The sequence below is a fragment of the Corynebacterium comes genome, from assembly GCF_009734405.1.
GTDB classification, from domain to species: domain Bacteria; phylum Actinomycetota; class Actinomycetes; order Mycobacteriales; family Mycobacteriaceae; genus Corynebacterium; species Corynebacterium comes.
On the sequence record NZ_CP046453.1, the window covers coordinates 1661708 to 1673475 of the forward strand.

Below are 11768 nucleotides of genomic sequence, written 5' to 3' on the forward strand. Positions count from 1 at the left end.
ACTACGGCATAGACTGCCCATATGACTGATCCCCTGGCCGGTTCCGGACTCGTAGTCGTTGATAAGCCCGCGGGCATGACCTCGCATGATGTGGTCGCCCGCCTTCGTCGATACTTCTCCACCCGACGGGTGGGCCACGCCGGCACCCTCGATCCGATGGCCACGGGAGTGCTGATCGTCGGCATCGAACGGGGCACGAAGTTCCTCGCGCACATGGTCGCCGCCACGAAATCCTACGACGCCACCATCCGCCTCGGGGCGTCCACGACCACCGACGACGCCGAAGGGGAGGTCACGGGCGGGGCCAGCGCGGCGTCGATAAGCGAGGAGCAGGTACGCGCCGGCGTCGAGGCGCTGAGCGGCGACATCCTGCAACGTCCCTCCTCGGTCAGCGCCATCAAGATCGACGGCCGCCGCGCCCACGAGCTCGTCCGCGCCGGGGTGGAGGTCAACCTGCCTGAACGGCCCGTCACGGTGACCCGTTTCGACGTGCTGGAGTTCCGCCGGGAGGGCGATTTCCTCGACGTCGACGTGAGCGTCGACTGCTCCTCAGGCACCTACATCCGTTCGCTGGCCCGCGACCTCGGCGAGTCGCTCGGTGTCGGCGGGCACCTCACCGCCCTGCGACGCACCGCGGTCGGGCCCTTCCTGCTTTCCGACGCCCAACCCCTCGATTCCCTCGAGTCCTCCCCGAAGCTCTCGCTCTCACTGGACGAGGCGCTCACCCGGAACTTCCCCGTCCTCCCGGTCACCGACGAGGAGGCCGACGCCCTGGCCATGGGTAAGTGGCTCGAACCGCGCGGCCTGGCGGACACCCACGCGGCCGTGGCGCCCGACGGGCGGGCGATCGCCCTCATCAGGGAGAAGGGCAATCGGCTGTCCACCGTCTTCGTGGCACGCCCCTCGACCCTCTAGGTCACCGCCGTCGCAGCGATCACGTACCCGTCACGCACCATCCACCGACCGGAGATGAAGGGCACCGGGGTGGGCCGGGTCAGCAGGTAGGAGATGAAGGAACCGTCGGAACGGATGTCGATCTCCGCGTCCTCGAAACCCAGCCAGCGGTGCGTCATGGGGAACCACGCCTTGTAGGTGGCTTCCTTGGCGCAGAAGAGCAGGCGGTCGGCGCACTCGATGCCCTCGGAGTGCAGGCGTTCAAGCTGGGGCATCTCGCCCGGGCGCGCGATGGAGCTGATGACCTCCCGGGGAAGCGGTTCCGCGGGTTCGGCATCCAGCCCCATGGAGCGGACGTGTGTCTTCGGGGCCACGACGGCGGCCCGGAAACCCTCGGTGTGGGTCATGGATCCGGTGATGTTCTCCGGCCACAGGGGCATGCCCCGTTCACCGCGGAGGATGGGTTCGTCCTCACACCTGCCCAGGTCGTGGAGCGCCTGATGGGCGCACCACCGGGCGTCGCCGAACTCCGCCTTGCGGATGTCCACCGAGTGCGACACCAGCGCCTGCTCGAGGGGATTCAGGCCGTGGAAGTTCTGCAGGTCAGGCTCGTGTTTGTCGGTGATGACATAACAGAAGCGGGCGGCCTCGGGGAAGAGACTCGACTCAAGCATCTCGATCACCTGCCGCGATGGTCCTGACCGGGTAGGGCCAGGGGTTGAGGTGGCCGTGGCGTTCCCATTCGCGCGGGTACCCCAGGGACACCTCGATGTGCGGCACACCGGAGACCAACGTCTCCCCCGGCGTGTGCAGATGCCCGTAGATGACCGCCTGCGCGTTGTAGCGTTCGGCCCAGGTGCGGGTGTGCCGGGTGCCGCACCACAGGGCGATCTCCGGGTGGCGCAGCTCCAGCGTCGGCTCCTGCACGAGGGGCCAGTGGTTGATCAGGATGGTGGGTCCCTCGATGAGCGAGAGTCGTTTGATGGAGTAGGCCAGCCGGTCCCAGCACCAGGCACGGACGTCGACGAAGGGGGCGATGGCGAACTCGTCGGTCATCATGATCTGCCGGTCGTGAGCGGCCTGGACGGCCTCCTCGACGGTCATGCCGGGGCCGCGGAAAGAGTAGTCGTAGAGCGTGAACAGCGGCACGATGGTGATGCCGTCGAACACCGGGTACGGGTCCTCGGGGGTGAGGACGCCGATGTCCCGGCAGCCGTCGACCAGCTCGGTGTACTTCTCGCGACCCTGGTAGCGGTCGGCGGAACGAGAGAAGAGCTCGTGGTTGCCGGGAACCCAGATCACCCGGGCATAGCGTTCCTGCAGCTGCTTGAGTATGCGCAGCACCAGCTCGGTGCGTTCCGCCACGTCACCGGCGACGATGAGCCAGTCCGAAGGATCGGTGGGCTGGATCTCCTCGATTCGGACGACATTGGCCTTGACGGCGCCGTGCAGGTCGCTCACGGCCCACAGCGTTGTGGTCATGGATGCACCTCCTTATCCCTCAGTATCTACCACAGCCCACGCCATGGACCGGAAGCGCCAGACCACCGCGAGGAGCCGGATGACGATGAACGCCAGCAACCCCAGCCAGATGCCGGTCAGGCCGCCGTCGACGGCGAAGGAGATCCACACGCCGGGCAGGAAACCCAGGATGACGGACGCGAGGGTGATCGTCCGCAGGAAGGCGGCGTCACCGGCGCCCAGCAGCACGCCGTCGAGGGCGAAGACGACTCCGCCGAGGACGATCATGATGATCATCACCCACCACGGCCCCGTGATGATCGCCAGGACGGATCCGTCGTTGGTGAACAGCCGCGGAATCACGTGGGCGCCCGCCGCGAACGCAGCTCCGAGCACCCCGGCGAACACCAGCGAGTACACGATCACCCGCTGTCCCACCTGCTTCGCCACGCCCACCGATCCCCGACCGAGCGCCGCCCCCGTCAGCGCCTGCGCGGCGATCGCGAGCGAATCCAGAACGAGCGTGATGAAGTTCCACAGCTGCAGCATGATCTGGTGCGCCGCCAGGGAGGAGGTGCCGAAACGCGCGGCCACAGCGGCCGCCGACACGAAGGCCACCTGGAAGGACAGGGACCGCAGGATCAGGTCCCTGCCCATGACCAGCTGCCGACGCATGATCGACCTGTCCGGCCGCCAACTGCCCTGATGCTCCCGGGCCAGGGCGAAGAGGAAGCACAGGGCGGTGATGGACACACCCACGACGTTGGCCATCGCAGAACCCGACAGTCCGAACCTCCCCACCAGCACGGGAATGAGAACCGCCCCCGGAATGACTCCCGCCAGGGTGAACCAGAGCGGCCGTCGGGTGTCCTGGACACCTCGCAACCAACCGTTGCCCGCCATGACCACCAGCGTCAGCGGTATGGCGAAGGCGGCGATGTGCAGCCACTCGGCCGCCGCCGCTGCCGTGGCTTCGTCACCCGAGAGCCACAGACCGATATGCCCGGCGGAGAGCCAGATCAACGAGGCGATGGCCATGCCCACCGCAAGGCCCACCCAGGTGGCCTGCACGCCCTCGGCGACGGCCCTGTCGCGCTGCCCCGAACCGTAGAGCCGGGAGGCACGCGCAGTGGTCCCGTAGGACAGGAAGGTCAGCTGCGTGGTCACCGTCGACTGGACGGTGGTGCCCACGGCGAGGGCCGCGAGCTCGAAGGAGCCGAGACGGCCGATGACGGCGGTGTCGAGAAGCAGGTAGAGCGGGGTGGCGGAGAGAACGCCGAGGGCGGGCAGTGCCAGTGCGAAGATCTGCCTGGCGGAGACAGTCACGACGCCCGCAGCTCCCCCAGCAGTTCCTCCAGGACCTCCTCGATGGTGCCGTGGGCGGTGTAGCCGGCCGCCGGTGTGTGCCCGCCGCCGCCCAGAGCGACGGCGAGCAGTGCGACGTTGATCTGGTTGGACCGCAGCGAGACGTGCCAGAGGTCAGGCAGGGATTCCTTGAACACCACGCCCAGATTCGTGCCCTGCAGGGAACGCACGAAATCCACCAGGCCCTCGACCGCCGGCAACGATCCCGTCCGGATGAGGTCATGGTCGGCCACGATCACCGCCAACCGGTAGTCACCGGCCTCATGGACCTCCACGCTCGACAGGGCGCGTCCCATCATGCGCAGGTCGACGACGGTGCCGGAATCGAGGAGGTCGACGGCGATGGAACGGACATCCAGACCGGTCTCCATGAGACGGGCCGCGAAGGTGTGCATCTGCGGGCTGCCCCACCGGAAGCTCCCGGTGTCGGTGAGCACGCCCGCGTACAGGGCGTGGGCGATCGGCTGATCCAGCGTGACGCCCAGGTGCTCGAAGAGTCGGCCGAGGACCGTGGTCGTGGATTCGGCCTGGACATCGATCAGGTCCACCCGGCCGAAACCGGGGTTCGAGGCATGGTGGTCGATGACCACGGTGTCCTGCGCGCGCGCCGACACCGCAGTGGCGAGCGTTCCCGTGCGGTCGAGTGAGCCGCAGTCGACTGTGATGATGAGGTCGACGTCGGGAAGCGAATCGGCCAGCGCGATCTCCTCCGCACCGGGGATGGTGCGCAGGTTGTCCGCGAAGGGATGGGACTGTCCGATGAGCCCCACCGCCTGCTTGCCCAGCTGACGCAGGGCACCCACCGTGGCGCATACGGAACCGATGGCGTCCGCGTCAGCGCGCACGTGACCGATGACGGCGACGCTGTGCGCAGCCTCGATCGCCGCCGCCGCCTCCGCGTAGGGCGGCACTACTGATCGCCCTCTGTCTTGTACGGGTTGGCGTCGCCGGCCGGCTTCGCGTTCTCCTTCAGCTTCGCCAGCTCCGCGTCACGGGCGCGGGCGCGGGCCAACAGGCCCTCCATGTGGGCCGAGGACTCCGGAACGGTATCCACCTCGAAGGAGAGGGTGGGGGTGAAACGCACACCCAGCTGGTCACCCACGATCTTGCGCAGCTGACCGCGGGCGCGGTGGAGGGCTTCGGCGGCGGTGTCATAGTCGGGCTTGTCATCGATGGACTGTCCGCGGACCGTGTAGTACACCGTCGCGTCATGCAGATCACCGGTCACCCGGGTATCGGTGACGGTGACCAGCTCCAGGCGGCGGTCCTTGACCTCGCGTTCGATGGCAGAGGCCACGATGGTCTGGATGCGCTTTGCCATTCGGCCGGCGCGGGCGTTGTCTGCCATGTCGGGAGTCTCCTTGATAGTCGTACTCAGAACTTCCACAGATTCTACCCCGCACGCCTCCCGAGCCTTGAGCATCCCCGCCCCGGGGCACCATCAGAGGATCTGAAGGGCCGGTAGCGGCCAGGCTCGCCGCGGCATCCGCTCCTGCTCGAAGGGGTAGCCGAGGGAGACGTCGAAGTGTGGGACGCCGTCGACACGGATCTCCTCCGGCATGTGCAGATGACCGTGGATCGCGCCGATGGCGTGGTGGTCAGTGGTGAAGTTGCGGGTGGCGGTCGTTCCGCACCACAGTGCCATCTCCTGCTTTGCCATGCGCAGAGTCGGTTCCACCACCAACGGCCAGTGATTGACCAGCAGCGTCGGCCCTCCGAGGGCTGCCAGCCGCTCACGGGAGTAGGCGACCCGCTCCGCACACCAGGTCGGAATGTCGACGTAGGGCGCGATGAGCAGCTCGTCGTCGAGCATGGCCCGCGCCTCCCGGGCCCGCAGCAGCGCCTCTGCGACACTCGTTCCCGGTGGCCGGAAGGAGTAGTCGTACAGGGTGAACAGCGGCACGACCGTGACGCCCCCGAACACGGGAAAGTCGTCCTCGGGCGTATCGACGCCCACCTCCCGCAGCAGCTCCACCAGGCGCAGGTAGCGTTCCCGCCCCTTGAACCGGTCTGTGCTGCGGGCAAAAAGTTCATGGTTGCCCGGCGTCCAGATGACGCGGGCAAAACGCCGCCGGAGACGGGCGAGGGTGTCGACGACTACGTCGATACGCTCGGCCACGTCTCCGGCGACGATGAGCCAGTCCCCCGGATCCGCCGGCCGCAGGCGCTCAATGCGCTCGCGGTTGGCGGGCCAGGTGACGTGCAGGTCCGAAACGGACCACAGGGTGCGCGTCATGCTAGTCGCGCGGGACCTCAACCTGCTCGAAGACCTGGACCTTGTCGCCGACCTGGATGTTCGGGTAGGACAGGACCATACCGCACTCGTAGCCTGCGGTGACCTCGGTGACGTCATCCTTCTCACGTCGCAGGGACTCGATCTTCACGTTCTCCGCGATGACGTTACCGTCACGGATCAGGCGGGCAGTTGCGTTACGACGCACCTTGCCGCTCTCGACCATGCAACCTGCGATCAGGCCGATGGCGGAGGCCCTGAAGGTTGCGCGGATCTCCGCGACACCAACCTCGCGCTCCTCGTAGATCGGCTTCAGCATGCCCTTCAGAGCAGCCTCGACCTCTTCGATGGCCTTGTAGATGATGGTGTAGTAGCGGATCTCCACACCCTCGGTGTTGGCCTCTTCAGTGGCCTTGCCCTCTGCGCGAACATTGAAGGCGATGATGATCGCATCGGAAGCGGAGGCCAGCGAGACGTTGGTCTGCGTGACGGCACCGACGCCGCGGTCGATGATGTTCAGCTCGACCTCGTCCTCCATCTCGATCTTCAGGAGGGACTCCTCCAGCGCTTCGACGGAGCCGGCGTTGTCGCCCTTGAGGATGAGGTTGAGGACCGAAGTCTCCTTGAGCACCGAATCCAGGTCCTCGAGGGAGACGCGCTTGCGGGCACGTGCCTGTGCGGCGGAACGCTTGCGGGCGTCACGCTGTGCGGCGATCTGGCGGGCAAGACGGTCATCCTCGACGACGAGCAGGTTGTCGCCGGCGCCGGGGACGCCGTTGAGGCCCTGCATCTGGACGGGACGGGACGGACCCGCCTCTTCCACGTCGTGGCCGTGCTCGTCAATCATGCGACGGACGCGACCGTAGGTGTCACCCACCACGATGGAGTCGCCGACGCGCAGGGTACCGCGCTGAACCAGGACGGTGGCCACAGGACCGCGACCGCGGTCCAGGTTCGCCTCGATGGCGACACCCTGTGCGTCCATGTCCGGGTTGGCGCGCAGATCCAGGGAGGCATCCGCGGTGAGGATGACGGCCTCGAGCAGCTCATCGATGTTGGTGCCCTGCTTCGCGGAGATGTCGACGAACATGGTGTCGCCGCCGTACTCCTCCGGAACCAGGCCGTACTCGGTGAGCTGGCCACGGATCTTCTCCGGGGAAGCCCCCGGCTTATCGATCTTGTTCACCGCGACGACGATCGGCACACCGGCCGCCTTCGCGTGGTTGAGGGCCTCAATCGTCTGCGGCATGACGCCGTCGTCGGCGGCGACCACGAGGATCGCGATATCCGTCGACTTGGCACCACGGGCACGCATGGCGGTGAACGCCTCGTGGCCCGGGGTATCCAGGAACGTGATGGGACGCTCGCGGCCGTCGATGACACGACGGATCTGGTACGCGCCAATGCCCTGGGTGATGCCACCGGCCTCACCCGCACCGACGTCAGCCTTACGGATGGTGTCCAGCAGTCGGGTCTTACCGTGGTCGACGTGACCCATGACGGTCACCACCGGCGGACGCTTGGCCAGGTCAGCCTCGCCGCCCTCGTCCTCACCGAACTGCAGGTCGAAGGACTCGAGCAGCTCACGGTCCTCGTCCTCCGGAGAGACGACCTGGACGACGTAGTTGATCTCTGCACCCAGCAGCTGCAGGGTCTCCTCGGGCACCGAGGCGGTCGCGGTGACCATCTCGCCGAGGTTGAACAGAGCCTGAACCAGTGCAGCCGGATCAGCGTTGATCTTCTCCGCGAAGTCAGACAGCGAGGCGCCACGGCGCAGACGAATGGACTCGCCACGGCCGTCGGGCAGACGAATGCCGCCGATGACGTTCGGCGCCTGCATTGCCTCGTACTCGGAACGCTTCTGACGCTTCGACTTACGGCCACGACGCGGTGCGCCGCCCGGACGACCGAAGGCACCTGCAGTGCCACCGCGACGTCCGCCGCCACGGAAACCGCCGCCGGTACCGCCACCGGTGCCGCCACCGGTACGACCGCCGGCGCCACCCTGGCCGCCGCCACGGCCACGGCCTGGGGCGGCAGCCTTCTGGGGCATCTGGCCGGGGGTAGGAGCCTGGGAAGTGGGCATTGCCGCCGGAGAAGGACGACGTCCGCCGCCCTGTGCCGGACGATCGCCGCCCGGACGCGGTGCGCCCTGACCACGGCTGGCGCCAGCGCCAGCGCCGGGACGCGGTGCGCCCTGACCACCCTGGCCACCCGGACGCGGTGCGCCCTGGCCACGGCCGCCACCGGGACGCGGGGCCGGACGATCGCCGCCACCCGAGGAGAACGGGTTGTTGGCGACGCGCGGACGACCACCCGGACGGGGCATCGGTCGCGGCATGGCGGAACCCGGGGTCGGACGGTCGCCGCCCGGCTTCGGTGCGCCGCCCGGCTTGGGGGCGGCCTTGGCTGCGGGACCCGGCTTCGGGCCCGGCTTGCCCGCGGCAGCGGGCGTGGCCGTTTCAGCAGCAGGCTTGGGGGCCGCAGCCGGGGTCGGCTGGGCTGCGGCAGCGGCAGCGGGCTTCGCTGCTGCGGGAGCCGGAGCCGGAGTTGCGGGCCTGGGGGCCGGCGCCGCGGCCGGGGTCGGCTTGGCGGCGGCAGGCTTCGCTGCCGGAGCCGGAGCCGGAGTTGCGGGCTTGGGGGCCGGTGCAGCCGGCTTCGGGCCGGGCTTCACTGCGGCACCCGGCTTGGGGGCGCCACCGGGCCTGGGGCCGGGCTTGGAGGAGGGGGCTGCTCCCTGCTTGGGGGCGGCCTCCTTCTCATAGACATCCAGCATCTTCCGGACCACGGGGGGTTCCACGGTGGACGATGCGGTCTTGACGAACTCACCCTGCTCTTTCAGCGTGGTGAGCAATTCTTTGCTGGTTACGCCGAGCTGCTTTGCAAGCTCGTGAACGCGTAGCTTTCCGGGCACTTTACTCCTCTAATCTGTGTCAGAGATCGAGTTAAGCCCCGGAAAGGGAACTCGACCTCTAGACGATGTCTGTGACTTTCATTGCTGATGCTTCATCGTGGTGTTTTCATCAGTTTTCGGTCTTCCTTACAATGTCGGGTCCGGCAGCTTGCGCTGCGAGGTACGTGTGTACGTCACCTGTGTCCAGGTTGCTCCCGGGCATCCGGAACGCCCGCCCGAAGGCGCGGCGTTGTTCCGCCAGCTCGAGTGCCTCGATATCAGGGGTGATCCAGGCTCCCCTTCCGGGAAGCCTACGAGACGGATCCGCCAGAAGGCGGGACCCGTCCCTGGGATCGACGACCACCCGGAGCAGCTCCGTATCGGGCTTGCGCTCGCGGGTGGCGATGCAGGTACGTATGCGCATCTCACGGGGCTGCGTCATTCGTCTCCTACATAAAGCCTGTTGATCAACGGCACATGGGCCATCCAATAGTTTACGCTATCTTCACCTGAAATTGAACTCCCACCAAGTTCGGAACTAATCGACGTCCGAGTGAATGTCGATCTTCCATCCCGTGAGGCGGGCGGCGAGACGGGCGTTCTGCCCCTCCCGACCGATCGCCAGGGAAAGCTGGTAGTCCGGCACGGTGACCCGCGCGGTCTGCGCCTCGGCGTCCGTGATCTCCACGCGGACCACCTTGGACGGAGCCAGAGCGTTGCCGACGTAGGTTGCCGGGTCCTCCGAGAAGTCGATGATGTCGATCTTCTCTCCGTTGAGTTCATTCATGATGTTGGTCACCCGCTGTCCACGCGGACCGATGCAGGCGCCCTTGGCGTTGAGCCCCTTGATCTTGCCGGCGACGGCCACCTTGGAGCGATGGCCGGCCTCGCGGGCGATGCCCAGGATCTCGACGGAACCGTCGGCCACCTCAGGGACCTCCAGCTCGAACAGGCCGCGGACGAGTTCCGGGTGGGTGCGCGACAGGTTGATCTGCACGTTGCGCGAACCCTTGTTCACGCCGACGACGAACGCCTTGACGCGGTCGCCGTGCTTGAGCTTCTCGCCCGGGATCTGCTCGGCCGGCAGCAGAATGCCGTCCTGCGGATCACTCTCGGTTCCCAGCTCGACCACGACGATGCCGCGCGAGTTCGCGTTGTCGTCCTGCTGCACCACGCCCGAGACAACGCTGCCCTCGAAGCCCTGGTACTCGTCGAAGAGCCGGACATTCTCCGCCTCACGGAGGCGTTTGACGATGGCCTCGCGGACAGCCTGGGCGCTCAGTCGTGCGAAGTTGTCGGGGGTGTCGTCGTACTCGGAGGATACCGCCCCTTCCTCATCAAGCTCGGAGACGATGATCGTGACGGAGCCGTTGGCCCGGTCGATGTCCACGCGTGCGCGGGAGTCCCCCTCGTCGCCACGGTACTCACGATAAGCCTGGATGAGTGCGCCACCGATCGTCTGGAGCATGTCATCCACCGGGATGCTCTTCTCCTTTTCGATGGTTTGCAGCGCAGCCATGTCGATATTCACTTGTTTTCCTCCTGCCAGGCGATGGCCTGGTCATAGTTGAGTGCCGTCAGCTCGGTTTCCACTGCCGGGGGTGTAGCGAACTCAATTTCTACCACCGCTCGGGTATTTTCCGTAAATTCCAGGACCCGCATCTCGCGGTCCTTCTTCCCGGAGCGCACCAGCACGACGGCGGTCTGGTCCGGGGCCACCGGGCCGACACGCCACACCGACGTCTGCCCGTCCTCCGTGAGTTCCACCAGGTGGTTGCGGTTGCGACGCCAGTGGCGCGGCAGGGTCAGCGGGGCGTCGACGCCCGGGGTGGAGACCTCGAGGGTGTAGCCGGCTCCCAGGTTGACCTCGCCGCGCTCCTCGGCGGCGTCGAGAAGCGCGGAGATCTCCTGGGAGACCGACTCCAGCAGATCCAGATCCGGGCGGGAATCCGAGTCCAGCCGGATGCTGACCACCGACTTGCGGCCCGCGCGCGTGACCTTCACACCCTCGATGTCGAGGCCGCACGATTCGGTGAGGGGAGTGATCAGAGTGACTAGTTCGTCTTCGCCGGGGAATGCCATGCCCACCAGCCTATCCCGGGTAGGGTGTCGGCTGTGAACCGTCGACTCGCCCTGCTCCTCGCCGTGCCGCTGCTGACCTCCTGCACGGTCGAGGACGTCACGTCAGTGCTCGGTCCACGGCCGAACCCGCAGGTCGCGGCGCTCGCTGACCGGGCAGCCAGTGACGCCGCCGTGCTCAGCGGCGGGCAGGCCGAGCTGCGCGCCCGCCACGCGGAGGAGCTCAGCGCCGAGATCACCCGACTGTGCGGCACCCACGCCGACGGCACCGTTCCCGAGTCCTGCGCCTTCGAGGCTGAGGCGACCGCCCTCCCCGAGGTCAACATCAACGACTCCCTCGCCCTCACCCTCAAGGCGACCGTGCCCGCCGAATCCCACGCGCTGGCGATCCGTCAGGCGGTGGACCTGGCGGCCGAAGCCCCCGCCGACCTGCCCACCCGGGTCGAATTGGGCACGGACGCCGACACCGCGCGTGAGCTGCTCGTCCGTGAGTACGCCACGGCCTGGGGCCTCGGCGTCGCCCGCGCATACCTCGATCCCGCGCGCCGCGACTCCGTCGATGAGCTTCTCGACGCCCACGAAGTCCGCATCCGCATCCTCCGCGAGGTCCTCTCACCCTACGGCGAGGTGCCCGTGGCGGAGCCCGGTTATGAGCTCGCGGGCATCTCGGAGCCCGTCGACGCGGCGGGCGCGGAGGAGCTGGTGACCCGTCTGGAGGAGGACCTCGTCCGGACCTGGCTGGCGGCCGCGGTCTCGGCAACCGCAGGCCCCTGGCGGGAGTTCGCGGTGCGCGGTACCGCCGAGGTGGAAACCGCCGCTCAGGCCCACGTGGGGGGTTGAGAC

At 67.6% G+C, this 11768-nt stretch carries 12 protein-coding genes; 2 read left to right on the forward strand and 10 right to left on the reverse strand.

Features of this window, described 5'->3' with window-relative positions:
• The first annotated feature begins 21 nt into the window (after nucleotides 1-21).
• A complete protein-coding gene (gene truB / locus CETAM_RS08025) occupies nucleotides 22-915 on the forward strand; it encodes a tRNA pseudouridine(55) synthase TruB (protein WP_156228373.1) in 894 nt (297 codons plus the stop codon).
• Here the strand turns inward: truB and CETAM_RS08030 are convergent.
• The 10 genes from CETAM_RS08030 to rimP all read right to left on the reverse strand — a co-directional run bounded on the left by CETAM_RS08030 (nucleotide 912) and on the right by rimP (nucleotide 10928).
• Complete coding sequence (locus CETAM_RS08030) at nucleotides 912-1568, reverse strand: 4'-phosphopantetheinyl transferase family protein (protein WP_156228374.1); 657 nt, start codon at nucleotides 1566-1568, stop codon at nucleotides 912-914. The genes truB and CETAM_RS08030 overlap by 4 nt on opposite strands.
• Nucleotides 1561-2376 carry a metallophosphoesterase family protein gene (locus CETAM_RS08035; protein WP_156228375.1) on the reverse strand — a complete coding sequence of 272 codons (816 nt, stop codon included), beginning with the start codon at nucleotides 2374-2376 and terminating at the stop codon, nucleotides 1561-1563. Before CETAM_RS08035 ends, CETAM_RS08030 begins: the two co-directional genes overlap by 8 nt.
• Nucleotides 2377-2388: 12 nt before the next feature.
• Nucleotides 2389-3681 carry an MATE family efflux transporter gene (locus CETAM_RS08040; protein WP_156228376.1) on the reverse strand — a complete coding sequence of 431 codons (1293 nt, stop codon included), beginning with the start codon at nucleotides 3679-3681 and terminating at the stop codon, nucleotides 2389-2391.
• A complete protein-coding gene (locus CETAM_RS08045; protein WP_156228377.1) occupies nucleotides 3678-4631 on the reverse strand; it encodes a DHH family phosphoesterase in 954 nt (317 codons plus the stop codon). The genes CETAM_RS08040 and CETAM_RS08045 overlap by 4 nt, the downstream gene beginning before the upstream one ends.
• Nucleotides 4631-5068, reverse strand: coding sequence for a 30S ribosome-binding factor RbfA (rbfA, locus tag CETAM_RS08050; RefSeq protein ID WP_156228378.1), 438 nt, complete (start codon nucleotides 5066-5068; stop codon nucleotides 4631-4633). The genes CETAM_RS08045 and rbfA overlap by 1 nt, the downstream gene beginning before the upstream one ends.
• Nucleotides 5069-5161: 93 nt before the next feature.
• On the reverse strand, nucleotides 5162-5956 hold the full coding sequence (locus CETAM_RS08055; protein ID WP_156228379.1) for a metallophosphoesterase family protein: 795 nt from the start codon (nucleotides 5954-5956) through the stop codon (nucleotides 5162-5164).
• A 1-nt stretch (nucleotide 5957) separates the two neighbouring features.
• A complete protein-coding gene (gene infB / locus CETAM_RS08060) occupies nucleotides 5958-8867 on the reverse strand; it encodes a translation initiation factor IF-2 (RefSeq protein WP_156228380.1) in 2910 nt (969 codons plus the stop codon).
• Between the two features lie 109 nt (nucleotides 8868-8976).
• On the reverse strand, nucleotides 8977-9288 hold the full coding sequence (locus CETAM_RS08065) for a YlxR family protein (RefSeq protein ID WP_156228381.1): 312 nt from the start codon (nucleotides 9286-9288) through the stop codon (nucleotides 8977-8979).
• A 96-nt stretch (nucleotides 9289-9384) separates the two neighbouring features.
• A complete protein-coding gene (gene nusA / locus CETAM_RS08070) occupies nucleotides 9385-10377 on the reverse strand; it encodes a transcription termination factor NusA (RefSeq protein WP_156228382.1) in 993 nt (330 codons plus the stop codon).
• Nucleotides 10374-10928, reverse strand: coding sequence for a ribosome maturation factor RimP (rimP, locus tag CETAM_RS08075; protein ID WP_156228383.1), 555 nt, complete (start codon nucleotides 10926-10928; stop codon nucleotides 10374-10376). The genes nusA and rimP overlap by 4 nt, the downstream gene beginning before the upstream one ends.
• 33 nt (nucleotides 10929-10961) lie before the next feature.
• Here rimP and CETAM_RS13930 point away from each other — a divergent pair, with 33 nt between their 5' ends.
• Nucleotides 10962-11765: a DUF4439 domain-containing protein gene (locus CETAM_RS13930; RefSeq protein ID WP_197085698.1), complete on the forward strand. Its 804-nt coding sequence runs from the start codon at nucleotides 10962-10964 to the stop codon at nucleotides 11763-11765.
• The last annotated feature ends 3 nt before the right edge of the window (nucleotides 11766-11768 follow it).

Excerpts from the sequence above, each read along its gene's own strand:
- rimP (WP_156228383.1), bottom strand. The coding sequence starts at position 10,928 with ATGGCATTCCCCGGCGAAGACGAACTAGTCACTCTGATCACTCCCCTC.
- CETAM_RS08035 (WP_156228375.1), bottom strand. The coding sequence starts at position 2,376 with ATGACCACAACGCTGTGGGCCGTGAGCGACCTGCACGGCGCCGTCAAG.
- truB (WP_156228373.1), top strand. The coding sequence starts at position 22 with ATGACTGATCCCCTGGCCGGTTCCGGACTCGTAGTCGTTGATAAGCCC.
- rbfA (WP_156228378.1), bottom strand. The coding sequence starts at position 5,068 with ATGGCAGACAACGCCCGCGCCGGCCGAATGGCAAAGCGCATCCAGACC.
- CETAM_RS08030 (WP_156228374.1), bottom strand. The coding sequence starts at position 1,568 with ATGCTTGAGTCGAGTCTCTTCCCCGAGGCCGCCCGCTTCTGTTATGTC.
- CETAM_RS08065 (WP_156228381.1), bottom strand. The coding sequence starts at position 9,288 with ATGACGCAGCCCCGTGAGATGCGCATACGTACCTGCATCGCCACCCGC.
- CETAM_RS08055 (WP_156228379.1), bottom strand. The coding sequence starts at position 5,956 with ATGACGCGCACCCTGTGGTCCGTTTCGGACCTGCACGTCACCTGGCCC.